General features: G+C 49.4%; 23 protein-coding genes. 11 read left to right on the top strand and 12 right to left on the bottom strand.

Annotation, left to right across the window (positions count from 1 at the left end; all coding sequences use genetic code 11):
* Positions 1 to 19: 19 nt before the first annotated feature.
* Positions 20 to 385, bottom strand: coding sequence for a response regulator (locus tag JWZ98_RS07790; RefSeq protein WP_201799043.1), 366 nt, complete (start codon positions 383 to 385; stop codon positions 20 to 22).
* 410 nt (positions 386 to 795) lie between these two features.
* On the opposite strand from JWZ98_RS07790, the gene JWZ98_RS07785 reads away from it, so the two are divergent.
* From JWZ98_RS07785 to JWZ98_RS07760, 6 genes are all read left to right on the top strand, one after another.
* On the top strand, positions 796 to 1,428 hold the full coding sequence (locus tag JWZ98_RS07785) for a GspH/FimT family pseudopilin (RefSeq protein WP_171694761.1): 633 nt from the start codon (positions 796 to 798) through the stop codon (positions 1,426 to 1,428).
* A gap of 6 nt (positions 1,429 to 1,434) precedes the next feature.
* Complete coding sequence (gene pilV, locus JWZ98_RS07780; protein ID WP_101051604.1) at positions 1,435 to 1,905, top strand: type IV pilus modification protein PilV; 471 nt, start codon at positions 1,435 to 1,437, stop codon at positions 1,903 to 1,905.
* A complete protein-coding gene (locus JWZ98_RS07775) occupies positions 1,902 to 2,972 on the top strand; it encodes a PilW family protein (protein WP_205453860.1) in 1,071 nt (356 codons plus the stop codon). The genes pilV and JWZ98_RS07775 overlap by 4 nt, the downstream gene beginning before the upstream one ends.
* An 8-nt stretch (positions 2,973 to 2,980) precedes the next feature.
* On the top strand, positions 2,981 to 3,481 hold the full coding sequence (locus JWZ98_RS07770; RefSeq protein ID WP_205453859.1) for a PilX N-terminal domain-containing pilus assembly protein: 501 nt from the start codon (positions 2,981 to 2,983) through the stop codon (positions 3,479 to 3,481).
* 53 nt (positions 3,482 to 3,534) lie between these two features.
* Positions 3,535 to 8,580 carry a PilC/PilY family type IV pilus protein gene (locus tag JWZ98_RS07765; RefSeq protein WP_205453858.1) on the top strand — a complete coding sequence of 1,682 codons (5,046 nt, stop codon included), beginning with the start codon at positions 3,535 to 3,537 and terminating at the stop codon, positions 8,578 to 8,580.
* A 181-nt stretch (positions 8,581 to 8,761) separates the two neighbouring features.
* Entirely contained in the window at positions 8,762 to 9,223 is a 462-nt protein-coding gene (locus JWZ98_RS07760; RefSeq protein WP_205453857.1) for a type IV pilin protein, read from the top strand.
* A gap of 20 nt (positions 9,224 to 9,243) precedes the next feature.
* On the opposite strand, the gene queA is transcribed toward JWZ98_RS07760, so the two are convergent.
* The 8 genes from queA to JWZ98_RS07720 all read right to left on the bottom strand — a co-directional run bounded on the left by queA (position 9,244) and on the right by JWZ98_RS07720 (position 15,528).
* The gene (gene queA, locus JWZ98_RS07755; RefSeq protein ID WP_205453856.1) at positions 9,244 to 10,263 is read right to left on the bottom strand and encodes a tRNA preQ1(34) S-adenosylmethionine ribosyltransferase-isomerase QueA; all 1,020 of its coding nucleotides are present in this window, start codon (positions 10,261 to 10,263) and stop codon (positions 9,244 to 9,246) included.
* Positions 10,264 to 10,412: 149 nt separating this feature from the next.
* The gene (locus JWZ98_RS07750; RefSeq protein ID WP_033157419.1) at positions 10,413 to 10,655 is read right to left on the bottom strand and encodes a succinate dehydrogenase assembly factor 2; all 243 of its coding nucleotides are present in this window, start codon (positions 10,653 to 10,655) and stop codon (positions 10,413 to 10,415) included.
* Positions 10,652 to 11,434 (bottom strand): succinate dehydrogenase iron-sulfur subunit, encoded by a 783-nt coding sequence (locus JWZ98_RS07745; protein ID WP_240348263.1) that lies wholly within the window; start codon positions 11,432 to 11,434, stop codon positions 10,652 to 10,654. Before JWZ98_RS07745 ends, JWZ98_RS07750 begins: the two co-directional genes overlap by 4 nt.
* Positions 11,434 to 13,218: a succinate dehydrogenase flavoprotein subunit gene (gene sdhA, locus JWZ98_RS07740; RefSeq protein ID WP_205453855.1), complete on the bottom strand. Its 1,785-nt coding sequence runs from the start codon at positions 13,216 to 13,218 to the stop codon at positions 11,434 to 11,436. The genes JWZ98_RS07745 and sdhA overlap by 1 nt, the downstream gene beginning before the upstream one ends.
* A 3-nt stretch (positions 13,219 to 13,221) precedes the next feature.
* Entirely contained in the window at positions 13,222 to 13,602 is a 381-nt protein-coding gene (gene sdhD, locus JWZ98_RS07735) for a succinate dehydrogenase, hydrophobic membrane anchor protein (RefSeq protein WP_205453854.1), read from the bottom strand.
* A gap of 13 nt (positions 13,603 to 13,615) precedes the next feature.
* Entirely contained in the window at positions 13,616 to 13,987 is a 372-nt protein-coding gene (sdhC, locus tag JWZ98_RS07730; protein ID WP_205453853.1) for a succinate dehydrogenase, cytochrome b556 subunit, read from the bottom strand.
* 38 nt (positions 13,988 to 14,025) lie between these two features.
* Complete coding sequence (locus JWZ98_RS07725; protein WP_205453852.1) at positions 14,026 to 14,217, bottom strand: succinate dehydrogenase assembly factor 4; 192 nt, start codon at positions 14,215 to 14,217, stop codon at positions 14,026 to 14,028.
* A gap of 3 nt (positions 14,218 to 14,220) precedes the next feature.
* Positions 14,221 to 15,528, bottom strand: coding sequence for a citrate synthase (locus JWZ98_RS07720; RefSeq protein ID WP_033157413.1), 1,308 nt, complete (start codon positions 15,526 to 15,528; stop codon positions 14,221 to 14,223).
* A 428-nt stretch (positions 15,529 to 15,956) separates the two neighbouring features.
* Between JWZ98_RS07720 and JWZ98_RS07715 the strand changes: the two genes are divergently transcribed.
* The 3 genes from JWZ98_RS07715 to JWZ98_RS07705 all read left to right on the top strand — a co-directional run bounded on the left by JWZ98_RS07715 (position 15,957) and on the right by JWZ98_RS07705 (position 17,184).
* On the top strand, positions 15,957 to 16,502 hold the full coding sequence (locus JWZ98_RS07715) for a flavodoxin (RefSeq protein WP_205453851.1): 546 nt from the start codon (positions 15,957 to 15,959) through the stop codon (positions 16,500 to 16,502).
* Between the two features lie 179 nt (positions 16,503 to 16,681).
* Positions 16,682 to 16,924, top strand: a complete 243-nt coding sequence (locus JWZ98_RS07710) for a type II toxin-antitoxin system Phd/YefM family antitoxin (protein WP_205453850.1) — start codon at positions 16,682 to 16,684, stop codon at positions 16,922 to 16,924.
* Entirely contained in the window at positions 16,921 to 17,184 is a 264-nt protein-coding gene (locus tag JWZ98_RS07705) for a Txe/YoeB family addiction module toxin (protein WP_205453849.1), read from the top strand. Before JWZ98_RS07710 ends, JWZ98_RS07705 begins: the two co-directional genes overlap by 4 nt.
* A gap of 174 nt (positions 17,185 to 17,358) precedes the next feature.
* Here JWZ98_RS07705 and JWZ98_RS07700 read toward each other — a convergent pair whose 3' ends face one another.
* Together JWZ98_RS07700 and JWZ98_RS07695 are read right to left on the bottom strand one after the other, a co-directional pair.
* On the bottom strand, positions 17,359 to 18,468 hold the full coding sequence (locus JWZ98_RS07700) for a hypothetical protein (RefSeq protein ID WP_205453848.1): 1,110 nt from the start codon (positions 18,466 to 18,468) through the stop codon (positions 17,359 to 17,361).
* A 559-nt stretch (positions 18,469 to 19,027) separates the two neighbouring features.
* On the bottom strand, positions 19,028 to 20,209 hold the full coding sequence (locus JWZ98_RS07695; protein ID WP_205453847.1) for an NAD(P)/FAD-dependent oxidoreductase: 1,182 nt from the start codon (positions 20,207 to 20,209) through the stop codon (positions 19,028 to 19,030).
* A 143-nt stretch (positions 20,210 to 20,352) separates the two neighbouring features.
* Here JWZ98_RS07695 and ppdK point away from each other — a divergent pair, with 143 nt between their 5' ends.
* On the top strand, positions 20,353 to 23,091 hold the full coding sequence (ppdK, locus tag JWZ98_RS07690) for a pyruvate, phosphate dikinase (protein ID WP_205453846.1): 2,739 nt from the start codon (positions 20,353 to 20,355) through the stop codon (positions 23,089 to 23,091).
* A gap of 44 nt (positions 23,092 to 23,135) precedes the next feature.
* Here the strand turns inward: ppdK and JWZ98_RS07685 are convergent, their stop codons facing one another.
* Positions 23,136 to 24,371, bottom strand: coding sequence for a diguanylate cyclase (locus tag JWZ98_RS07685; protein ID WP_240348261.1), 1,236 nt, complete (start codon positions 24,369 to 24,371; stop codon positions 23,136 to 23,138).
* A 197-nt stretch (positions 24,372 to 24,568) separates the two neighbouring features.
* On the opposite strand from JWZ98_RS07685, the gene JWZ98_RS07680 reads away from it, so the two are divergent.
* Positions 24,569 to 25,081, top strand: coding sequence for a transcriptional repressor (locus JWZ98_RS07680; RefSeq protein ID WP_240348259.1), 513 nt, complete (start codon positions 24,569 to 24,571; stop codon positions 25,079 to 25,081).
* Positions 25,082 to 25,101: the final 20 nt, after the last annotated feature.

Raw genomic sequence — 25,101 nt, 5'->3', positions numbered from 1 at the left:
TCTCTGAAGAGGCGGACGCTTAACCCATCACTTTTTTGATCGTTTTCAAGAGTTGGTCGGGATTGAATGGCTTCACTATCCAGCCCGTTGCACCGGCATCTTTGCCCTGCTGCTTTTTATCCGCTCCCGCTTCAGTGGTCAGCATCAACATCGGCGTAAACTTGTAGTTTGGTAAAGCGCGTAAGTCTCTAATCAACTCAATTCCGTCCTTGTTTGGCATATTGACATCGGTAACGACGCAGTCAAAAGCTTGCGCTTTCGCTTTATTCAAGGCATCCGCTCCATCAACCGCTTCTACCACGTTATAGCCAGCGCCTTTTAAGGTAAACGCCACCATCTGCCTCATTGATGCGGAATCGTCTACAGCAAGAATTGTTGCCACAATTTTCTCCTCAAAATTTATCGAACATAATTTAAAACTGTTAAATCAGCACAAACTGCGATTGCCAGTTCAGCTGATTAGCATTTTACATTGCTCAGATTGTAGCTAAGCTCAGCTAAGATTGTAGTTAGAGAAAGCTGATCTTGCCGAAAAACACTCATTTTAAAAATCTAAGACGCTTCGTTGCAGGGACCGCCATTTTGGCGAAAATCTGTAAACACTCACATTGCGATTGTGGTTTAACTCGCATAACTTTGTTGAATCCTGTGCTATCTTCAAACTCGATTTTGACGAGCCAACGCTTCCCTATTCCCAGAGTAGAAATGCACTTTTCATAGGCCGGAGCGGCAAATAACAGCAACAGAGTTCGAGTTCATTTGCGCCCAACTACCTGAGTCACAATCCAATAAATCATGCAAAAATTATTCACCGAAACATCTAAAGGATTCACGCTGGTTGAGCTGATGGTGACCATCGCTATCGCAGGCGTTCTGGTGGGTATTGCAATTCCAAGCTTCACTTCGATTATCAGCAACAACCGCTTAACCACATCAGCCAACGAATTAGTCACAGCATTGAATTTAGCGCGAAGCGAAGCGGTAAAACGTGGCGTATCGGTGACTGTGCGCAAAGTTGACGACAAATCATCGACTAATAAGAACAAGACCGCCTGGGCTTCAGCGAATTGGGAGCAAGGCTGGGATGTTTTCACGGATGCAAATGACAATGGCGAGTTCGACACAGGCGACGATGTGCTTCTCAAAACTTATGGAGCACTAAGCGCCTCTTATACCTTGCGAGGCAATAGTTTTTCAGACTTCATTAATTTTAGTTCTTCTGGACAAAGTAATGGTGGAGGTAGCTTTGTAATCTGCAACAACAGCGACGGCAATAACGTCCCCGAAGCAAACACCTCTAGGCTGATAATCGTTAGCCCTATCGGTCGATTGCGCATGGGCCTCGATGCAAACAACGATGGCATACCAAACAAGGACACGGTCGCAAGCACCGCCTCGAATATCACCTCCTGCTTACCCCCATTTTAGTCACCCATGAAAACAACCAACGGTTTCACATTAATAGAAGTCTTGATCGCCGTGGTGATACTTGCCCTGGGCTTGCTGGGTTTGGCGGGCTTGCAATCCACAAGCCTGCGGAACAATCAAAGTGCATATTTTCGCTCACAGGCTACTTTGCTTGCTTACGATATAGCCGACCGAGTACGAGCAAACGCAGTGGGTAACTACGATAACCAAGCAGAAACGAATAACGATTGCTTAGCAAACACTTGCACACCGGCACAAATGGCTGGTTACGATTTAAAACAATGGAACGACCAACTAAGAAGTCAATTACCTAGCGGCGAAGGTGTTGTTTGTAAGGACAAAACCCCGGGGGACGGAAATTCAAAATCCGCACACAACTGCGACGGGATCGGCGATGCGTATGCGGTAAAAATTTGGTGGGATGACGACCACGATGGGGCGGCGACGCAACGGTTTGTAATGAGTTTCCAGCCATGAAAAAAAATCAGACCTATTTCCTGCAAACAGGCATGACTCTCATAGAAATTATGATTGCGCTGCTTCTGGGCGCATTCCTATTAGGTGGGGTAATCAAGATTTTCGTTAACGCGAAGCAGACTTACGGGATGCAGGAAGGCTTATCCCGTTTACAAGAAAACAGCCGTTATGCGTTGGAAATACTCAGCAAAGACTTACGCTTAAGCGGTTTTCAAGGCTGTATATCCATAACCGATTTAACACCCACCAATACTGCCACAACCGCAATTACCTCGCCCGTTGTTGCGCCAGCTATATCGTCGCCAACACCAGCCACTATCATAGTCGGCTACAACGGCAGTGAGGCATCGCCGGTAACGACCACTTGGTCCCCAGCCTTGCCAAGCGCCTTGTCAGGTTTAGCTACGCCGATTACCCCTGGCACCGATGTGATAACAGTAGTTTTCGGTGAAAGTTGCGGCGGTTATTTATCAGCAGATATGGCAAGCGCAAGCTCGGATATACAAATTTCCAGTGCCAATACTTGCGGCATAGTTGATGGTGATCCGGTTTTAATATCCAGCTGTAGCAACGCCGACCTTTTCCGGGCCACCACAGGCACTACCTCGACACTGATTAAGCACAATGCGGTCTCTTTGCCCGCGACTTGTGCTTCCCCACCGTGCTACAAAACCAGCTCGGAAGTCTTTGCTTACCGCGCATACAGCTATTTCATCCGTCCAGGCGCAAGCGGAGAACCGGCTCTTTGGCGATACGACAATACCAAGGCTGCAAGTAGCAGCAGCAATCCAGTTGAAATACTCGATGGCATCGAAAACCTGCAAATTCTCTACGGAGAAGATACTGATGCCGACGGGGTCGCCAACCAATATAAAACCGCCGCTAACGTCACCGATATCACCCATGTCGCCAGCGTGCGTATCTCAATCCTGGCGCGCACCAGCGAGAATCTGGCCTCGCAAACCCTCACTTACGATTACAACGGCAGTACTGGCATTAACCCAGGTGACCGGCGAATTCGCCGCGTGTTCAACGCGACGCTTGCAGTACGTAATCGGCTGCAATAGGTGGCACCATGAATAAGTCGAAAATAAATCAAACTGGCGCAGTGCTAGTCGTCGCCTTAATCATGCTGATGCTTCTGACGATCATTGGCGTGACCGGCACCAATGTCACTAGCCTGGAAGAAAAAATGGCCGGCAATATGCGTGACCGTAATCTTGCCTTTCAAGCGGCGGAGTCCGCCTTGCAAGCGGGGGAAACTTGGCTAAATACCCATGCCTACACCTGCAGTAAAGCTGCCGGCAGATTCAAACCGCGCGATAAAGATTGCAATAGCGCAACGGCGGAAACGTTGGAAGTTTGGGACAGCATAAGTTGGGACGACAATGATTCGGTGCTTTATACGGGCGTTTTGTCAAACCTCAGCGCTAATCCTCGTTACATAATCGAAGACTTAGGCTGCTTGCCCGCACCTGCAGCATGTCCCGGAAAACATAACTATCGAATTACCGCCAGAGCAACCGGCGGCACAGCGGACACTATCGTCATGCTCCAGTCTATTTACCAAATTTAGTGAGTCGTACTGACTATGTTGATTTCAGACAGAAACACGCAGAGGGCAAAATCATGAAAACTAAGCAACGCCAAGTAAAAGCCTTTTTTTTGCTGATTCTGTCTCAGACATTGCTAGCAAGCTTCAACGCTTCGGCAGGTATTTCTCAACAACCTTTATTTCTAACCTCCAGCGTTCCGCCCATCGTCATGCTGACCATGGGCCGCGACCACAAGCTTTATTACGAAGCTTATAACGATGCCTCTGACCTCAACGGCGATGGATTAATTGACGTTGGCTATAAACCAAGCATCGACTACTTTGGGTATTTCGACTCGCATCGTTGTTACGATTACGTGGACAGCGACGGAGGATACTTTACACCGAAAGCAAAAACACCATCAGCTACTGATAAAACCTGTTCATCGGTGGACGGCGACTGGAGCGGTGATTTTCTTAACTACATTACAACCGCGCGTATTGACGCTCTCCGCAAGGTACTATATGGCGGTTACCGAGGCGACGACACCACCTCGAAGACCGTACTCAAACGCTCATTTATCCCTCAAGATGCCCATTCATGGGGTAAGGAATACAATCCTAGCAATAACCCGGGATACCTTATCTCAGACTACACACCGTTGGCCGAGCCCGCTACGGGGAAAAGCCACCTATTTGCAAATGTGTCCTTAAGTTACACCGGCCAACCCTTGATGCGCGTCTTAAATAATACTTCCTACCGCGTTTGGGAATGGCTTTCCATCGAACGGCCCGTGGCCGGTAGCGATTGCGATAACGGCAGCCGTACAGCCTGTGCAACCACGGGTAGCTCTAACTGGTCGGTAGTTCCCGATATAGTTTTCAGCAATTTGGTGAGAAAAACTTATAGAACCGGAGATACTGCTCCCGCCCATCCATCGAGCGCTGCGGAGTATGCAACATTTGTTACTAATTACGGCACCACCGGTAACTTACGCCGCACTGACAATATGACTAGACTGGAGGCCAATGGTAATCCTGAACGTACCGAACGTTATTTAACCGTTGTAAAAGGAAAAATCACTGTTCCTGCCAGTCTCAATTACAAGTTTTCGGTAGATGGCGACGATGCAGTAGAAGTATTGATTAACGGTACGGTAGTGGCAGGATATTACGGAGGCCATGGCGTCTGCAATTGCAATACTAATAATGGCACTATTCATCTCACCGCTGGTGTCGCTTACGATATTGAATACCACCACGAGGAGGCTTACGGCGACGACAGCTTCGTATTGCGCTGGGACACCTCGAATACCGCCTCTAGCATCACCGACTACAGTGTCAATGTTAACGTCTGCGAAACCGGCAAATTGGAAGCCAACTGCAAAGCCTACAAAAGTGGATCAACCACAACCTATAAACCCACAGGGTTGCTACACACCTATGGCGAAAATGACTCGATGGCATTTGGCTTGCTGACCGGTTCTTATAAAAAGAACATCTCAGGCGGCGTACTCAGGAAAAACATAGAATCTTTCACCAACGAAGTAGACCCTACTACAGGCATATTTACGACAACCAACGGTATCATCAAGACAATCAACAACCTACGTATCAACACCTTCAACTACTCGGATCACGCTTACGCTTCTGGGTGGATTACCACGCGCGCAATAACGGAAGGTGAAGCAGCCGAATGGGGTAACCCTATAGCAGAAATGATGTACGAGGGTTTGCGCTATTTTGCTGGTAAAGCAGCCCCCACCTCAGCCTACTCCATAACAGCCACAGATACCCCTGATGCAACACTAGGATTGCCTTTGCCAACTTGGCTTGATCCATATTCAAATACAGGTGGTAAATATCTGAGCTGTGCGAAACCAATGCAACTGGTTATAAGCGATATAAACGCATCCTACGATACCAATCAGTTACCCGGCAGCTATTTTGACTCGTCGTTCTCAGGTGATTTGTCTGGTCTGAACGTATCGACTCTAGCCGATACAATTTGGGGTAACGAATCCGAATCGAGCAATATTTTTATCGGTCAATCGGGGATTCTCAGCGACGGTGCCCCCACGGCAAAATCGGCAAACAGCTTTAAAAATATCCGTGGCCTCGCTCCGGAAGAACCCACCAAATTAGGTGGCTTTTATGCCGGTAGCATTGCTTTGTACGGCAGACAAACCGACCTAAACGCCGCTACCGGTGATCAGAAAACTGATACGTTGGCAGTGGCATTAGCTTCGCCGCTCCCCAGAATCGAAATACCGGTCAGCGGCAAGATAGTAACCTTGGTACCCTTCGCAAAATCCGTAGCGGGCTCCAGCATCACCCAGTCCTCAACCAGCTTTCAGCCCACCAATCAGATCGTAGACTTTTACGTGGAAAAGATTGTCAACACGGTAGAACCTGTCTCGGGTGTTACTCCAGGCAATAAAGATGCCGCGATTAACGGAGGACGCCCATACGGAAAATTCCGCATAAATTACGAGGACGTTGAGCAAGCCGCCGATCATGATATGGACGCAATTGTGGAATACACATTCAGTGTCAATACATCAAACCAAGTAGTGGTCGATCTGAATTCAACCTATGCCGCGGGCGGCATAACCCAGCACATGGGTTACGTTATTTCCGGTACCACCAAGGACGGCGTTTACCTGGAAGTACGTGACAAACCCGATGCCGGAGAAAATGATAAAGATTATTTTCTTGATACACCTCCAGGTCAGTTTCCTGGTGGTACTTGGGCCGATGGCGTCTCTTTACCACTCACGGCATCCAGAACATTTAACGTGGGCACCACCACCTCAGCCAGCTTTATTAAACATGACCCGCTTTGGTACGCGGCAAAATGGGGCGTAAACGACAAAAACAAAGACAACATTCTTGACCAAAATGAATGGGACGAAGATAAAAATGGTACTCCTGACGGTTATTTTCTGGTAACCAATGCCGGTAAACTTTCCGAACAATTGGGAAAAGCTTTCGCCAAAATACTCAGCAACGTCAGTTCTTCCTCTGCGGTAGCCGCCAATACCGCAAAATTAAATACCGGGACATTGGTTTATCAAGCCAAATTCGATCCCAGAGACTGGAGCGGACATTTGTTGGCAATCCCGGTCAATGACACTACTGGCGCATTGGAAACAAACAATCTCAACTGGGACGCTGCCACAAAGTTACCGACACCAAGTATCCGCAAAATTTACACGCTCAACCCAACGTTAACTAGTGCTCCACGGGGTATAGAGTTTCGATGGGCAAACTTAACCACCGCGCCAACAGGCAGTTCGCAGCAGGACTATTTAAACCAAATATCGGGTACTGCTGACGGCAAAGGTGAGTTACGACTCAATTGGTTGCGCGGGGATAACACAAACGAACAGCGCTTGGGTACCGGAAACTTTAGAAACAGAATCAAGAAATTTGACGGCACTTTCCTAGAAAACAACACGGATCTAGCGAATGCCACAATTGCTACCAACAAGCTCGGTGACATCGTAAACTCCGACCCCATCTATGTTGGAACCGATGACTTCGGATACAGTTCACTACCCGGAGCAGAAGGTAGCGACTACACTTCATTTCGGGCCAGTACGAGTTACCAAAATCGCAGACCCATGATTTACGTAGGTGCCAATGACGGCATGCTACATGGGTTCGACGCTAAAAAGAACTCCGGCTCGATCACCACTGGCGGTACGGAGATTTTTGCTTATGTTCCGAATGCGTTATTTCCGGAATTAAGCAAGTTGACATCGCTCACTTATGCCCATCAGTATTTTATTGACGGCATGTCAAGCTTTGGCGATGTGTATTACGATTCGAGCTGGCATACCCTTCTCGCAGGTGTCACAGGAGCCGGAGGCAGAGCCGCATTCGCGCTCGACGTCACTAATCCGGATACGTTTGGCGCCAGCAGCGTTTTATGGGAGTTCACTAGCACGGATGACAATGACCTAGGCTATACAATAGGTCAACCCGCTATCGCTAGAATGAAAGACGGCACGTGGGCAGTTATCGTTGCGAATGGCTATAACAGCGACGCGGGTAAGGCAGTGTTGTTTGTATTGAATGCCAAGACAGGCGCGTTAATCAAAAAATTTGATACCGGAGTCGGTGACGCCGCACAAAAAAATGGTCTGTCATCACCAAAGGCGGTTGATACTGACGGGGACACAATTGTAGACACCGTATACGCCGGGGATCTCTACGGAAACCTTTGGAAATTCAACGTAGGCACGACCTCCGCAACTAGTTGGACTATTGCTAACAGTGGCGCGCCACTATTCGTCGCCTGCACCACAACAGGCACGTCATGCACATCGGCAAACCGTCAACCGATTACCGGAAAACCTAGTGTTGGTGCAGTTGGCTCAGAGCAAACCGGTGGCATTATGGTGTATTTTGGTACAGGCAAATATTTTGAGACTACTGACAACGTCATACCGACGAGTCCACAGGTTCAGTCTTTTTACGGCCTGTGGGATGACAACTCTGGGGCAATCACCGACAGAGCGAAACTACAAGAGCAAACTATCACATATGAGGGTAACCCCAAAAACTCTGCCGGCGTAGAGGAAACAGGCGTGGTACGGGTAAGCTCTAGAAATACTGTGTGTTACTCGGTGGCAACCATTCCATCAACGGACGACGATACGCCCACCGCCACTTGCAGTGCAGCCAATCTTAAAAAAGGCTGGGCTATGAACCTCCTTAAGCCCACGAACATCGCTCAAGGTGAAAGAGTCGTTAGTCCAGCGGTTCTGTATCAAGATTTAGTGATTTTCTCGACAATGATTCCGAGTGCTGATCCTTGCTCGGGTGGCGGTGTGAGCCGCGTCATGACTGTGGAGGCAATTACAGGTAAACGCCCCGCTACAGCCTCTTTCGATTTATTCGGTAATGATAGTAAAGCTGATATAAACGATCTTATGCTAATTGATGGCAAATTAGTTGCTGCTACTGGTTTTGACATGGGCATTGGCATACATAAAAATCTTAGTCTTGTTGAGAATATTGGTATCGGATCCGGTAGCGATGGTCTGGACAAAATGATTTTTAAAAATGCCCCAACTACCCCTGGCGGAGGAGGTGGTGGCGGCAAAAGAACTTCTTGGCGCCAATTGAGATAAATAGCTCAGTTGTTGAGAACTTATTTTGGAATTAGTCTAATACTAAGAATTTAATGCCTGTGGCTTTTGGGGAATCTGGGTTTAGCCGTGAACTTGCGTGTATTCACTAAATTAAACCGATATGCGATAACAGGCTTACATATTTCAATAAACGATAAAACCCAAACCGGTCAAAATTAAAATGAACAAAACACAACAAGGCGTAACTCTTATAGAGTTAATGGTTACAGTGGCGATCATCGGCATACTTGCAGGCGTCGCGATACCTGGCTATCAAGAGAGTGTACGCAAATCGCGAAGAGCGGATGTCAAAGGCGTATTGCTCGGACTAACCAATGCCATGGAGCGACGTTTTACGGAAGCCAATACCTTTTGTGACGCCGCTACTGGAGGAACTGCGGTAACCGGTTGTGGGTCATCAACCGGCGATACCGGGACACCATCGATCTATACGATCCCAACAGAAACCGCCGGCTTTTACACGGTAACTATCAGTGGCGCCAGTGCTAGTAGCTATACCTTGAGCGCGGTTCCGACCGGAGCCCAAGCCAGTGACAAATGCGGTACCTTATTAATAGACAATACAGGCAGCAAAACCGTAGCGAGCGCAACATTAGATGCCTCAACATGCTGGAGCAGATAGAATCTTCGCTCAGAAAATCCTTAAACAACCAGCATCGCATCGCCATAGCTGAAAAATCGATAGCGTTGCTCAATAGCATGCCGATAAGCGTTCATGACTGCGTCATAGCCCGCGAATGCCGAAACCAACATTAACAACGTCGACTCCGGCAAATGAAAGTTGGTTAGCAACGCATCTACAGATTTGAACGAATAACCCGGCGTTATAAATAAGTCAGTATCGCCGCATCCAGCCTGCAATACGCCACTATGTGAGGCTGACTCCAAAGCTCTTACCGCAGTGGTACCTATAGCCACAACTCTGCCTCCCCTGGCCCTCGCCTGATTAACTGCATCTACACAATCTTGCGAGATGCTATAAAACTCCTTGTGCATCACGTGTTCGGATAGATCCTCGACCCGCACAGGACGAAATGTGCCGCTGCCGACATGCAAAGTTACAAAACTGCGCGCTACGCCTTTTTGATCTAAGCGATCCATAGTTGGCTGATCGAAATGTAACCCGGCTGTAGGTGCAGCCACCGCGCCCAGTTGCTCGGCAAATACCGTTTGGTAACGATCCAAATCACTTGCTTCGTCAACACGGCTAATGTAGGGCGGCAGCGGAATATGCCCTACTTCGTCCAATAGCGCCAACAAGCCGGCTTCCGCTTCAAACCACAGCCTGAATAAATCGTTATGTCTACCCATAACCCTGCATACCGCGCCATTCTCCAAGCTCAACAAGGCATCGGTCTTTGGCGACTTGCTTGCTTTAACATGAGCAAGCGCTGTGTGAGTATCCTCGATTCGCTCGATCAACATTTCGACTTTACCGCCGCTTGACTTATGCGCGAACAAGCGAGCAGGCATGACTTTGGTATTGTTAAAAACCAATAAATCGTTGCTGCTTATCATGTCGACAAAATCGGCAAACTGACAGTCTGCAATTGCCGCACTTTGTCTATCCAGACGCAACAATCGACTGGCGCTCCGTTCCGGCAGCGGATACTGGGCAATAAGTTGCTCCGGCAACTGATAATTGAAGTCGCTCTTTTTCATTCCGAATAGGTTTTAAATGACTTTTGAACAATCTTGGGACTTTATCTGCCGCAAGATACGTAAAGGAGAGTTTATTTGAAGTTTTTTAATACGTTAGATCATTTTGTATGGTGAGGAGCATCGCTTATGCAGCCAGATTTTAGCAAAACTTAAACCGGCAAAGTTCTGATTACCAAGACCAAGCTTTTCATATTATCTTCGCTCGGCAATTGTTCACCCATCAAGTATCGCATCAGTTCAGTGTCTTCAAGTTCCAACATTTGCAAAAACGTTTGCTGTTCCGTAGTGTCGGCGAAGAGGTAACGATGTTCTAAGTACCTGACAAGCATCAAATCCAGCTCAAGGGTACCGCGCCGGCAACGCCAGCGCAGCTTATTGATGTTTTCGCTCACAGATGGTCGCGTTCCACCAAGAGCTTCTTGATTTCCGCAATCGCCTTGGCGGGGTTAAGTCCTTTTGGACAAGTATCCGTGCAATTCATAATGGTGTGGCAGCGATACAATTTAAACGACTCATCGAGTTCGTCCAAACGTTCTTTATCGTTTTCATCGCGGCTATCGGCTAACCAACGATAGGCTTGCAACAGGATTGCCGGGCCGAGATATTTATCGCTATTCCACCAATAACTTGGGCAACTGGTTGAACAACATGCGCAGAGTACGCATTCGTAGAGGCCGTCGAGTTTGGCACGATCTTCCCTACTTTGCAGGCGTTCGGTTTCGGCAGGCGCTTCTGATTCAGCGGTTAACCAGGGTTTTATCGACGTATATTGTTCGAAGAAATGCGTCATATCCGCGACCAAATCCTTGACCACGGACATATGCGGCAACGGGAATATTTTCACGGTACCTTTGTAGTCGCTAATCGCTTTGGTACATGCCAGCGTATTTTTACCGTTGATGTTCATCGCGCACGAGCCGCAGACGCCTTCCCGGCATGAGCGGCGAAATGTCAAACTGCTGTCGATTTCATTTTTTATTTTCAAAATCGCATCCAGCACCATCGGCCCGCATTGGTCCATATCGATCTCATAGGTGTCGATGCGCGGATTTTCCCCAGAATCCGGATCCCAGCGATAAACTTCAAAATGGCGGACGTTGGTAGCGCCCTCGGCTTTATAGGTTTTACCCTTTTTAATCACCGAGTTTTTGGGTAGTGTAAATTCAACCATTAGTAAACCCTCTCTTTAGGCGCAACGACTTCGACTTCGTCGGTAAGCGTATACAGGTGGACGGGGCGGTAGTCGATTTTGACTTTATTGCCTTCCCGCCAGGTCAGAGTGTGCTTCATCCAATTCTTGTCATCGCGTTTCGGGAAATCCTCACGCGCATGGCCACCGCGACTTTCTTGACGATTACCGGCGGCAGTAATAGTAACCTGAGCCTGGCCGAGCAAATTATCCAACTCCAGGGTTTCCACCAGATCGGTATTCCAAATCAGTGATTTATCACCCACTTTGACATCATCAAACGATGCAGCAATCTCACCTATAGCCTTGATACCTTCGTTTAGCGTGGCCTCAGTTCTGAATACCGCCGCCTTAGACTGCATAGTGGTTTGCATATCCATGCGGATTTCCGCGGTTTTACGGCTACCGTTGGCATGGCGGATTTTATCGAAACGCGATAATGCTTGATCCGTTGCGTCTTTTGCCAACTGCTTATGCGGCATACCCGGCTTGATCAGCTCTGTGCAACGAATCGCCGCCGCCCGACCGAATACCACTAAATCCAACAAAGAGTTAGAACCCAAACGATTGGCGCCATGCACCGAAACACAGGCGGTTTCACCAATCGCCATCAAGCCAGGAACCACATAATCAGGATTACCGTCTTTCAGTGTGACCACTTCGGCCTTGTAGTTGGTGGGAATGCCGCCCATGTTGTAATGCACGGTCGGTAAAACCGGAATCGGTTGTTTCGTCGCGTCGACACCGGCAAAAATTCGGGCAGTTTCGGTGATGCCGGGCAAACGCTCATGGATGATGGCCGGGTCGAGATGCTCCAAATGCAAATGTACGTGGTCTTTCTTTGGACCGATGCCGCGTCCTTCGTTAATCTCAACCGTAATTGCCCGACTCACTACGTCGCGAGACGCCAAGTCTTTGGCATGCGGCGCGTAACGAGCCATGAAGTGTTCGCCTTCGGAGTTGGTCAAATATCCCCCCTCGCCGCGCGCGCCTTCGGTCATCAAACAGCCGGAACCGTAGATACCTGTTGGATGGAATTGCACAAACTCCATATCTTGTAAAGGCAAACCCGCTCTCAAGATCATGCCATTGCCGTCGCCGGTAACCGTGTGCGCCGATGTGCACGATAGAAAGGTACGACCGTAGCCACCGGTTGCCATTACCGTTTGATGGCCGCGAAACAGGTGAAGGGAACCGTCATCCAGGCACCAGGCCAGGACGCCACGGCACTCGCCCTCTTCCATGATCAAATCCAACGCGATGTACTCGACGAAGAATTCAGCTTTGTGTTTTAAAGCCTGTTGGTAAAGGGTATGCAAAATGGCATGACCGGTTACGTCGGCTGCTGCGCAGGTTCTTTGCGCTTGGCCTTTACCGTAATGCGTAGACATACCACCAAAAGCCCTCTGGTAAATTTTACCTTCTGCGGTTCTGGAAAACGGCACGCCGTAATGTTCCAACTCGATGATGGCAGGAATCGCTTCCCGGCACATGTACTCGATCGCATCCTGATCGCCCAGCCAATCCGAACCTTTTACGGTGTCATACATGTGAAAACGCCAGTCATCCTCACCCATATTGCCGAGCGCGGCGCTGATACCACCCTGTGCTGCGACGGTGTGACTGCGGGTAGGAAACACTTTACTGATACAGGCGGTTTTCAGACCTTTTTCCACCATACCAAAAGTAGCCCGCAAACCGGCCCCGCCGGCGCCAACCACCACAACGTCATGTTGGTGTTCGATGATGTTATATGCTGAGGCCATGAGTTACCTTGCGAAAAAGATGATGATAATCGCGAGCAATGCCGCGACACCCAAAACTAAAAAAATCAGATTGGTGGCACGTATTGCCAAATTTCTTACCGGAATAGTCGACACATAATCTTCGATCACCACCTGCACACCCAACGCGGCGTGATAAACCACCGCCACGGTCCAGGCGATAATCGCCAGGGTGTTGAATGGTGAAGACAACCAATCCACGGTATCCGCATACGGTGCGTTCAACGCTTTGTTTAATAACACCAGCAGCCAGATCGACAGGGGCACCAAAGCCACGGCCGTGACGCGCTGATACCAGAAATGGCCCGAGCCGCTGTGTACCGAGAAAAAATCAGCGGCTTTTTCCAATGTTGCTTTGTAATCCATAACCAGCCCTCCTTTAAGAAACCATAAAGGTAATCAATGTCAACGACGCCGAAGCAATCAGCTCGTAAACTGCATATTTGTCCAATGTCATGCGTTCGAAGGTTTTGCAAAAATCCCAAATCAGATGGCGAATACCGTGCACCAAATGAAAAAATAACGCATAAATAAAGCCCCAATACACCAGTTTAAACAACCAGTAGGACATAAAGGCCTGCATGGCGCCATACGCACCTTCACCAGCGGCAATGGCGAACAGCACATAGACAAATAGCACCAGGCCCATGGAAAGGAACACCCCGGTCATGCGGTGGGTGATTGACACCAAGCCGGTTAAGGGCAATCGATAAACTTGCAGATGGGGTGAAAGTGGTCTGTTTGCTGACATGATTTACCCTGTATTTAAAGTTGAAAAATAATTTTTTGTTAGAAATCGACGCAACGGCCTTTGCGTTCCCAATCGCCAAAACGAGTAGGCTCCGGCCCTTTCGGGCCATTAATTTCTGTCGGAATGGCGGTATCTTGCTCCGCAGACGGCGTCTTCTCGGGTTCTGTCTTGGCGTTCTCAGGCGGTTCTTGCGTATTGGTTTGTGCTGACTTCATATCGATTTTCTGCATAATTTAGCGATTATTGACAGCTGTATAATCGCGGCGCGGCGGCCCGACGTATAACTGTCTCGGCCTGCTGATAGGCGTCGCCGGCTCTTCCATCATCTCCAGCCAATGTGAAATCCAGCCGGCAGTGCGGGCTATCGCAAACATCACGGTGAACATTTCGACGGGGATGTGCAGGGCTTTATAGATAATGCCGGAATAGAAATCGACATTGGGGTAGAGTTTTTTCTCGATGAAATACTCGTCTTTCAACGCATATTCTTCCAAGGCCAAGGCCAGTTCAAACAGCGGATCGTTGGTGTTGGTTCTGCTCAACACCTCGTAGCAGGTTTTGCGGATGATGGTAGCGCGCGGATCGAAGTTTTTATAAACCCGGTGCCCAAAGCCCATTAAACGGAACGGGTCGTCGTGATCCTTGGCTTTGGCGATATATTTGGGGACGTTTTCGACGCTACCGATTTGCGCCAACATATTCAAAACCGCTTCGTTGGCGCCGCCGTGAGCCGGTCCCCACAACGCCGCTATGCCCGCTGCCACGCAGGCATAAGGATTGGCGCCGGTACTGCCCGCCATGCGCACCGTCGAGGTACTGGCATTTTGCTCGTGGTCGGCATGCAGAATAAACAACAGATTCAGCGCTTGGACCAGATTGGGATCGATGTAATGTTCCTGATCGATATAGTTTTGCGAGGAACGAGAGAACATCATATTCAGGAAGTTCTCGCAATAACTCAGATCCATACGGGGGTAAACAAAAGGTCGACCGATGGAATGCCGGTATGAAGCTGCGGCAATGGTGGGCATCTTGCCTATCAGCCGGGTCGCACAGATCATGCGGCTGGCAGGATCTTTAATGTTCAAATCGCTGTGATAAAACGCCGACAAGGACCCCACCACCCCCACCAACATCGCCATAGGGTGGGCATCGTAATGGAAACCATCAAAAAATTTGCGCAAAGCTTCGTGGATAATGGCCCTATCGCTGACTTCCTCATTAAAATCACGCAACTGCTCCGCATTGGGCAGTTCGCCATTCATCAGCAAATAAGCAACTTCAGTAAATTCGCAGTTTTCCGCTAATTGTTCGATAGGATAACCGCGATACAACAAAATCCCGTTATCACCATCAATGTATGTAATTTTGCTTTTGCAAGCAGCCGTGGCAATAAAGCCCGGATCGTAAGTAAAACACCCAAGATCTTTGTTTAAAGAGCGAATATCGACAGTATCTGCACCCAAAGACCCCTTCAACAACGGATATTCAACTTCTTTTCCGGTGGCGTTGTGCCTGACCAGTAAAGTATCGTTTGACATGGTTTCCTCAGTTTTCTGTTAGCAGAAGCTTAGCAGTTGAATTCGATTATCACACAGCGAATGTGATTAGGCCAACCGCTTGTGCCATGAACCATCTCAAGATTAAGCCATTAATGATTACCGCCTATGCCCAGAAAGGTTCAAGCCATTGTTCGGCTGGTTGATAAAAAACCGTCTAATTCAGAAAAAGCGTTATGCATCAGCCAAACACAGCAACATTTCTGTCAGATTTTGTAAGCAACTGACAGAGTGTCTGTTTCATTGTTACAAAGATAACCAAATACGTTAGTCACTGTTTCGCCCCTTTCCACTGGGCAGTCTACCGCAAAGCGTTGAAGTTACCGACTTAGCGAGAACTCAGAACCCAAGATTACTGATGGTTTAAATTTTGCTTTGCTGCTTGTAGACAATTCGATGGAGATTTAACAATGAACAAGATTGGAATTTTCTACGGCACCGAGAAAGGTATGACAGCGATGATGGCGCAGGTCATGTACCGAGTTTTGGGCGACGAAATTGCCAGCGAACCGGTGAATGTTAATCAAGCAACAGTAACGGAATTGCTTGGTTACAAAGCCTTGATTTTGGGAATGCCCAGTTACGGCGTCGGCGAAATACCCGGCAGAACCACCGGCAGCGAAGAAGGCAACTGGGAAGAGTTTTTATTCCGCCTGGATGAGGCGGATTTATCCGGAAAGCGGGTTGCCCTGTTTGGTTTGGGTAACCAACAAAAATACTACGCGCGCTTTGCCAGCTCATTAATTCATTTGTATCACCACGTTCGGTCTTATGGTGCCGAGGTGACCGGCACCTGGAGCACGGATGGCTATCACTTTACCCACTCCAGTTCGGTAGTCGATGGCAAGTTTGTCGGCCTGGTGCTGGATCATCACAACCAACCCGAGCTGACCAAAACCCGAGTTCTGGATTGGCTTGAGCAGGTAAAACCGGCATTGTTGGAAAAGCTGAATTGACTGTTCATTTGGCATTGAAACACTGCTGAGTAAATAGTTCCGCAGCTTAAGTGTCGCTACCGCGACAGCGGTTTAACCTTGCTCCCATGTCCGGCGTGAGCATCATGAAACGTAAACAATTTGCCTAGAAGTACGCCTTAACGTACGATCAAACTTTCGATCTTGTTTAAGGTGCAAATATGCAAACTTTAACTGCCAGTGAAGCTCGCGCGAACCTTTATCGCCTTATCGATCAAACCGCTGAATCGCACCAACCCATTGCCATCACCGGCAAACGCGCCAACGCGGTGTTACTCTCCGCCGATGATTGGTCGGCCATACAGGAAACCCTGTATTTGCTCAGCGTCCCCGGCATGCGCGAATCCATTTTAGAAGGCATGGCAACCAGTGCCGATGAATGCAGCAAGGAACTCGATTGGTGAGTTGGGAAATCATCTACACCAACCAAGCGCAGAAAGACGCCAAAAAGCTTGCGACTGCGGAACTGAAGGGCAAGGCATTACAGCTAATAGAGATTTTAAAAAACGATCCATTTCAAAATCCGCTGCCTTATGAAAAACTCATCGGCGACTTGGCCGGCGCTTATTCCCGGCGTATCAATATTCAGCATCGCTTGATTTATCAAGTTTTAAGCAACGAGAAACAAGTTAAGGTTTTTCGGCTGTGGAGTCATTACGAATAACGCTACTCCAGTTACATTTAAGGCACTAAAATTTAAGGGGTTCCTCAAGGGAAATAAGACCAGCGGGATTATTACAAAGTACTTGTTCCAAAATGCAGGATTTGCCGGCGCATGAATGAGCATCTTTCGCTAAGCGGTGCGCGTCACGATGTCCCCCCCTGAGCGCCAAGGTTCTTAAGCGACGCGGGAACGAGTGCAAAGCTTAAAGCATGCAAAAAACAAAATAGCAGAACTGAATAGCCCAAAACTAGCTGGTATTGGTACGTTGGCAGGAATGGGAGTCAGTAAATAAGCGATATTATCTGAGCTTTGAACAATAATCTGCCCGTTATTGTTGATGCCAAGAGCTAGTTCTAGATAACCGCTAGTTAAAGAAACCAAGGTGTTGAGATCGATAGGAGTTGTTGAACCGCTCTGCCATAAAGCAGCATGTCCCTGGCCTTCTAAGGTTTTTGCTCCGCCTACAACAACACCGAAGTCATTGACAGCATAAGCGATGCTCATATCTCCACCAAGTGTGCCGAGATTAATCGGTATAGTCGAGCCTGGCTGCCACAACCCGGCATGATTAACGCCGGAATCAAAAGATGCAACACCAACAATTTGACCAATACTGTTGATGTCGTTGGCCCAACTGGATTTGCCAAGATTAATTTCTGTATTTGCTCCGGGTTGCCATAATGCAGCGTGAATGTCTGAAGTGCCGTGTGATACATAACCGACAATTTGACCAACGTCATTAATGGCATTTGCAACACTACTGTGTACCATCGGAATATTGAGATAGCTTGGCGTCGTTGAACCGGTTTGCCACTGCGTGGCTCGGGCGGGAACTATTGACTCATAACCCACGATTTGTCCGTTATTGTTTATGTCGTTGGCGAAGCTACTCAAATCAACTAGGTTGGTTAGAGCGATTGCAGTGGTTGAACCGGGTTCCCAAAATACTGCATGGCTATCTCTACCAGTACTAGCAGAACCCACTATTTGGCCATTGTTGTTAATGTCATATGCAAAACTTGAGCTGCCGCCCAATGTTCCTAGATCAATAGGCATTTTTACACCTGGCTGCCATAAAACTGCATGGCTTGATTGCTCGCCATATAGAGAAGCAAGGCCTACGACCTGCCCATGGTCGTTGATTCCGTAGGCACGACTAACGTTACCACCTAACGTGTTCAATTGAGTTGCTATAAAACTGTTCGCCTGGCTAGTGATGGAAAAGACTGATAAACCAAAAACTGCTGAAGAAAAAATGAGCTTTTTATCAACTTTAAAACACATTAACGCCGCCTCCTAAAAACTTAACCCGCTTAAGGTGGAAGCCGATAGGCGTTCCGCCGAATGATAGCCATCAAATTTGGCGGATCGTCTAACGACATCCGCCCTAACCTACCGCCAAATAAACTCCGCAAATATTAGCTGGGTTTCGAATTTCGCGACGGGGTTTTCTCCCGTATGCCGCGCCGAGCACCGGAGGGTTTGGACGGATCGGCCCGTGAGGGGCGATGCAGGGATGCATCGCGTTTTCCGCAGGGGCTGGGATGCCCCTTCGGAAAACCCCGTTCAAAGCCTTCGGCGCGCAGGATAAAAGCGGCATCCGGGTCGCCTTTTCTTTGGATACTTTCTTTTGGCGACGCAAAAGAAAGTATCTCGGTTGTCGGTCCGAGAACCGACTTCAAAACACCCGTCGCGACAGCGACACCTCTTATTAACCCAGCCCTTAAATTTCCTATGGCCGTCATTACCGCGAAAGCGGGAGCCTAGCAGCTATACTGGATTCCCGCCTTCGCGGGAATGACGAATTTAGGGAATTTAAGGACCTGATTGATAGAGAAAAACTTTAAACATACTGCCCCGCACACCACCCCGAAGCCCAAGCCCACTGAAAGTTATATCCGCCCAGCCACCCGGTGACATCCAACACTTCCCCAACAAAATACAACCCCGACACTTGCAAGCTCTGCATGGTTTTCGAGGAAATCGCATCGCAATCCACGCCCCCCACGGTTACTTCGGCAGTACGATAGCCTTCGGTGGCATTGGGTTTGATCGTCCAGTGGTGCAGATTTTCCGCGATCACGTTCAGATCTTTGTCCGCGCAATTGGCGACGGTAATATCTAGCTGCCGCTCGTCCAATAAGGCTTGTAACAAGCGTTTGGGTAAGTAGTCGGCCAGTAAATTTTGGATTTTTAACTTGCTACCTTGCCGCCGCTTTTCTTTCAATATCTCCGCCAGATCCATATCCGGCAATAAGTCCACATGCAGCGCTTCGCCGGGATGCCAATACGAGGAAATTTGCAGGATTGCCGGCCCACTTAAACCTCGATGGGTGAATAAAATATTTTCTTTGAACGACTGCTGATGATTGCTTACCCGGCAAGGCACGGCGATACCGGTCAGCGGGGTAAAGCGCTGTGAGTCCTCCGGTTGCAGCGTTAACGGCACCAAACCGGCTCGGGTCGGCCAAACTTTGATGCCGAATTGTTCCGCGACTTTATAACCAAACGGCGTGGCGCCCATTTTCGGTATCGATAAGCCGCCGCTGGCAATGACCAAGGCTGATGCAGACATCACACTGCTACTGGTGTGCAGTAAAAAATCGCCGTCGCCGCGTTTCTCCAATCGCTCCACCCGACAATTTAACGCCAGCGTCACGCCAACTTGCCCGCATTCTTTTAACAGCGCATCCAAAATATCCTTGGCGCTGTTGTCACAAAACAATTGCCCGTGCAAGCGTTCGTGAAACGGTATTTGGTGGCGCTGCACAAAACTCAAAAAATCCCACTGCGTGAAGCGGCTAAGCGCCGACTTGCAAAAATGCGGATTATTGGAAATGTAATTTTCCGGGGCTATGCTGTAGTTGGTGAAATTGCAACGGCCGCCACCGGACATCAGTATCTTTTTGCCCGGCTTGTTGGCATGTTCCACTATCTTCACCCGCCGGCCGCGCTTGGCGGCTTCGATAGCGCACATTAAGCCGGACGCGCCGGCTCCGACGATGATGACATCAAATTTATCCATGGCGCGTAACTTGTAATGACTCAAAAAAATAGGTAAAAAGTGGGGTATTCTAACCGCAATACCCGGCATCACGAGACGCCGACAAGCTACTCAAGGCGTTTCCCGCAGCCATCATTTAACTTCAACACTTCGACAAGGCCATAATGACTCCAAAATACAGCTATTCATTCAATACGGGCGACGGCAAAAACAAGGCATTACTGGGCGGCAAAGGCGCAAACCTGTGCGAAATGACGCAAATGGGCTTTAACGTACCGCCAGGCTTTGTCATCACTACCCAAACCTGTCTGACTTACCTGGAAAACAAACAGTTACCCGTCGATCTGATGGATGAAGTTCGTCAGCAAATCGCCGAAATCGAGCAACTGAGCGGTAAATCGTTTGGCGGCGCCAACGACCCGCTACTGGTTTCGGTACGTTCCGGCTCGGCCATCTCGATGCCGGGCATGATGGACACCATTCTGAACTTGGGCTTGAACAAGCAAACCCTGGCCGGCTTGATCGAAATGACCGACGACCCGCGCTTTGCTTACGATGCCTATCGCCGCTTCATCCAATTATTCGGCAAGGTAGCGCTGGGTATCGACGACGAAAAATTCGACGTCCATTTCAACAACGTCAAGCGTGCAGCCGGCATCAAAGCCGACGTGGCATTGACTGCCGACCAACTACAGGAAATCAGCGAACTGTTCCTGACCGTCGTCCACGAAGAAACCGGCCGGCCATTTCCGGAAGACGTTTACCAACAATTGGAAATCGCCATTCGTGCGGTCTTTAACTCCTGGCTGGGAAAACGTGCGGTCGATTACCGCCGCGAGTTTCACATCACCCCGGACATTGCCAACGGCACCGCCGTCAATATCGTCACCATGGTATTCGGCAATATGGGCGACGACTGCGCCACCGGCGTCGGTTTCACTCGTAATCCCGGCACAGGTGTCAACGAGATGTACGGCGAATACCTGGTCAACGCCCAAGGCGAAGACGTGGTCGCCGGCATTCGTACCCCCAAACCGGTCCATGAAATGGCGAAGGAAATGCCCGAGCAATACCGGCAACTGGTGGAGCTGCGCAATAAACTGGAAGCGCATTATCACGAAGTGCAGGATTACGAGTACACCATAGAGCGCGGCATTCTGTATTGTTTGCAAACCCGAAACGGCAAAATGAACGCGACCGCGATGGTGAAAACCTCCATCGATATGGTGGCGGAAGGCCTGATAAGCAAAGAACAAGCGCTGCTGCGGATCAATCCCGACATGCTGGAACAATTGCTGCATCCGCAATTGGCCCCCAATCACGAGGTCAAAGCCATTGCCCAAGGCCTGCCGGCTTCCCCCGGCGCCGCGTGTGGCCATTGCGTATTCGACGCGGACACCGCCGTTCGACTGGGTAAAACCGGCCAAGACTTGATTTTGCTACGCGAAGAAACCAAACCGGAAGACATCCACGGCTTTTTCGCTGCACAAGGCATCTTAACCAGCCGCGGCGGCAAAACCTCGCACGCTGCGGTGGTGGCGCGCGGCATGGGTAAAGCCTGCGTGGCTGGGGCTGAAGACATCAAAGTCGATGTCCGCGCCCGCTTGGCTATCGTCGGCGACATCCATATCAAGGAAGGCGACCTGATTACGATAGACGGCAGCAACGGCAATATCTATTTGGGCCGGATCCCCACCATTCCGCCCTCATTCTCTGAGGAATTAAAAACCTTGCTGGGCTGGGCCGACAGCATAGCCCGCTTGCGTGTGCATGCTAATGTCGACACGCCGGAAACCGCGAGACTGGCGGTCAGCTACGGCGCCAAAGGTGTAGGTTTGTGCCGTACCGAACGCATGTTTAACGCCGCCGACCGTTTACCCTTAGTGGTAGACATGATTCTGGCGCACAACACCGAAGAACGCGAGGCGGCTTTAGCCAAACTGTTCCCGATTCAACGCGATGACTTCCAACAGTTGTTCGAAGCCATGTCGCCGCACCCGGTTACCGTGCGTTTGCTGGATCCGCCTATGCACGAGTTTTTGCCCAATGAGCACCAATTGATTGATGAGCTGGATGCGCTGAAACACTACCTGACCATCGTCAAAGGCCAACGGGTCACGCTGGATACGCTGGCGCACCCGGCGGAAATGCCGGCACCGTTCAATATGCTCAACGAAGACGTGATTTTAGAAGCAATCAGCAAAAAACAAATGATGCTGGACAAAGTGCTGGAGCTGTACGAAGTTAACCCAATGCTGGGTCATCGCGGCGTCAGGCTGGGTATGAGCTATCCGGAAATCTACAAAATGCAGATCCGTTCAATTCTGGAAGCGGCGGCATTGTGCGTGAAACAACGGATTCCGGTCGAACCGGAAATCATGGTGCCGCAGGTGATCACCGCACAGGAATTGAAAACCGTGAAAACCTATGTCGACGAGATTCAAGCTGAAGTGGAAGCGCAATACAAACTCAAGCTCAACTTCAAGTTCGGCACAATGATTGAAACAGTGCGGGCATGTACCCGTGCCGACCGTCTGGCCGCGACGGCTGCTTTCTTTTCATTCGGCACCAACGATTTAACCCAGGCCACGTTCTCGTTCTCCCGCGAGGATGCCGAGAACAAATTCTTACCGCTGTACGAAGAATCAGGCCTGCTGGAAGACAACCCCTTCGAAACGCTGGATATTGAGGGCTTGGGCAAACTGATGAAAATGGCCGTGGAACTGGGTCGTCAGCAGCGCCCGGATTTGAAAATAGGCATTTGCGGCGAACACGGCGGCCATCCGCGTTCGATTAAATTCGTTCACGACCTAGGCTTGAACTATGTATCGTGTTCCGCGCCGCGCATTCCCGTGGCTCGCTTGGCAGCCGCTCATGCCAAACTATTGGAAAAATATTCGTAACTGACATGGCCAGGGCCGGTCAAACACCGGCCCTGGCCATCGTTTCAAACCCGGCGTTTGCCAACCCGGTTTCTACCGGTGGCCTTGGCATCGTATAGCGCCTGATCCGCAGCGTGCAGCAGGCTTTCGAAAGACAGGTCGTCACTCGGAACGATACTGGCAACGCCAAGACTGATAGTCACAAATTCGGAAATTTTGGAAGCCGGATGCGGCAGACGCATATTCTCGACGGCTTTACGCAGAATTTCGGCCAACACCATGATTTGTTCGGCATCGCAGGCCGCGACCACGCAAAACTCTTCGCCACCGTAACGTGCAATCAAATCGCCCGGCCTTCTAAAGAAACGCTTCAAGGTTTTAGCCACTTGCCGCAAACAATGATCGCCCTCGATATGTCCGAGATTGTCGTTGTATAGCTTGAAGAAATCGATGTCTATCATGATCATCGAGATAGGATATTTATGCCGCAAGGCGCGCTTCCACTCCCTTTTTACAAAGGCATCGTAGTAACGGCGATTGGGTAGCAAGGTCAACGAATCCAGATACGCCAGTTGCATACGGCTTTTGGCTTTATCCAGGCGCAGGCTTAGTCTGGCTTGCGCCAAATAAGACAACAGCAATACGATCAAACCGATAACTGCCACAATTGCATGGGTGATTGTCAAATGCTCCAGACGCTCGCTCACAAAAGCATCGATACTGGCACTGGGAATACTGACACTAATACCGCCGCGAATTTCGCCCTCTTTATAGCCTTGCCGCTGATGGCAAACGAGGCAACTTTGATCGACATGCAGCGGCGCCATGTAACGATAAAAAGATTGCCCGTTGATAGTGCCGATACTGCTCACACTTTTTTGACCTTGCTGGAACGCCAACAATGCCTCTGCTTCCCATTGGTCCGGCCGATTTTCCGGGCGAATCGGATTAAAACCGGTAATATGAAAGGCAATATCCGATTCGTCACCCATTTCCGAGAGCTGCCGAGTCATATAAGCTGGATTAATTAAAGTCAGGTGCTTGCCATCGGTGGTCTCTACATCGCGATGAGGAACTTCCAGGTAAGGATTGGGCTGAGTACTCTCGGTGATAGGCACGTAAACGCCGCCGTGCAACGCATTCCATTTTCTGATCAAGACGATATGATCGAAAAACATCTCGGCTTGGCGCGTGGCAATTTTTTGCGCGTACTGTTTGGTATCCGTGACTTGCTGGTAAAGGTTCAGGCTAATCAACAAAATCCATAGCACTGCATAAACCAGGAATGTAATCCTTCTCATTTATTGCCTCAAAATTACTTATAGCCGCTCGCAAAAGTCCGCCGAGAAACCGCCAAACAACCATACTATGGCGCTTAACCGCGCGCCTTAAAAAAACACAAAATTTATTTGGTAATCCGATTTGAAATGGGTTGTTTATGCTGGCACTATAACTTACCGCATCGACAAAATGAATGAACCCAATCACCCTTTGCAAAATGACCGACCAAGCAATTTTCCCGGCACCAGAGCATGACCATAACGTATGCATCCACAGGGCGATAAGTGTAGCCGAACAACTTTGCTTAACGCGCGGCGTACAACTGACCCCCATCCGCCACAAGATTTTGGAGCTGATCTGGAACAGTCATAAGGCCGTTAAAGCCTACGACTTGCTGGATCAAATCAGGCCGGTAAACGACGCCGCAAAACCCTCGACAGTCTACCGGGCCTTGGATTTTCTGTTGGAACAAGGCCTGATTCATCGGGTGGAGAGTTTAAATGCGTTCGTCGGCTGTCACTGCTCCGGCACCCAACACGATCAACTACTGTTAATCTGCACCGCGTGCCATACGGTTCAGGAGCGCGCCGCGCCTTCGGTACTCAGCGCATTATCCAAAGAACTTGGCGATGCCGGCTTCGTACCGCAGCGTAAAACCATTGAAATTCACGGCTTGTGTAAAACCTGCCACCCCGCCACCAACACGGCTGAAGAACAGGCTATTCAATAACCCGCCAAACATTGACCTAG

The organism is Methylomonas sp. EFPC1 (assembly GCF_016925515.1).
GTDB lineage: Bacteria > Pseudomonadota > Gammaproteobacteria > Methylococcales > Methylomonadaceae > Methylomonas > Methylomonas defluvii.
Note: the sequence above shows the minus strand (reverse complement) of the source record. Positions and strands in the feature narration are given on the sequence as shown.

Excerpts from the sequence above, each read along its gene's own strand:
- JWZ98_RS07760 (WP_205453857.1), top strand. The coding sequence starts at position 8,762 with ATGAACAAAACACAACAAGGCGTAACTCTTATAGAGTTAATGGTTACA.
- JWZ98_RS07765 (WP_205453858.1), top strand. The coding sequence starts at position 3,535 with ATGAAAACTAAGCAACGCCAAGTAAAAGCCTTTTTTTTGCTGATTCTG.
- JWZ98_RS07770 (WP_205453859.1), top strand. The coding sequence starts at position 2,981 with ATGAATAAGTCGAAAATAAATCAAACTGGCGCAGTGCTAGTCGTCGCC.
- JWZ98_RS07715 (WP_205453851.1), top strand. The coding sequence starts at position 15,957 with ATGAACAAGATTGGAATTTTCTACGGCACCGAGAAAGGTATGACAGCG.
- JWZ98_RS07725 (WP_205453852.1), bottom strand. The coding sequence starts at position 14,217 with ATGCAGAAAATCGATATGAAGTCAGCACAAACCAATACGCAAGAACCG.
- pilV (WP_101051604.1), top strand. The coding sequence starts at position 1,435 with ATGAAAACAACCAACGGTTTCACATTAATAGAAGTCTTGATCGCCGTG.
- JWZ98_RS07685 (WP_240348261.1), bottom strand. The coding sequence starts at position 24,371 with ATGAGAAGGATTACATTCCTGGTTTATGCAGTGCTATGGATTTTGTTG.
- JWZ98_RS07775 (WP_205453860.1), top strand. The coding sequence starts at position 1,902 with ATGAAAAAAAATCAGACCTATTTCCTGCAAACAGGCATGACTCTCATA.
- JWZ98_RS07695 (WP_205453847.1), bottom strand. The coding sequence starts at position 20,209 with ATGGATAAATTTGATGTCATCATCGTCGGAGCCGGCGCGTCCGGCTTA.
- queA (WP_205453856.1), bottom strand. The coding sequence starts at position 10,263 with ATGAAAAAGAGCGACTTCAATTATCAGTTGCCGGAGCAACTTATTGCC.
- ppdK (WP_205453846.1), top strand. The coding sequence starts at position 20,353 with ATGACTCCAAAATACAGCTATTCATTCAATACGGGCGACGGCAAAAAC.
- JWZ98_RS07720 (WP_033157413.1), bottom strand. The coding sequence starts at position 15,528 with ATGTCAAACGATACTTTACTGGTCAGGCACAACGCCACCGGAAAAGAA.
- sdhD (WP_205453854.1), bottom strand. The coding sequence starts at position 13,602 with ATGGATTACAAAGCAACATTGGAAAAAGCCGCTGATTTTTTCTCGGTA.
- JWZ98_RS07700 (WP_205453848.1), bottom strand. The coding sequence starts at position 18,468 with ATGTGTTTTAAAGTTGATAAAAAGCTCATTTTTTCTTCAGCAGTTTTT.
- JWZ98_RS07680 (WP_240348259.1), top strand. The coding sequence starts at position 24,569 with ATGACCGACCAAGCAATTTTCCCGGCACCAGAGCATGACCATAACGTA.
- sdhC (WP_205453853.1), bottom strand. The coding sequence starts at position 13,987 with ATGTCAGCAAACAGACCACTTTCACCCCATCTGCAAGTTTATCGATTG.
- JWZ98_RS07710 (WP_205453850.1), top strand. The coding sequence starts at position 16,682 with ATGCAAACTTTAACTGCCAGTGAAGCTCGCGCGAACCTTTATCGCCTT.
- JWZ98_RS07745 (WP_240348263.1), bottom strand. The coding sequence starts at position 11,434 with ATGGTTGAATTTACACTACCCAAAAACTCGGTGATTAAAAAGGGTAAA.
- sdhA (WP_205453855.1), bottom strand. The coding sequence starts at position 13,218 with ATGGCCTCAGCATATAACATCATCGAACACCAACATGACGTTGTGGTG.
- JWZ98_RS07785 (WP_171694761.1), top strand. The coding sequence starts at position 796 with ATGCAAAAATTATTCACCGAAACATCTAAAGGATTCACGCTGGTTGAG.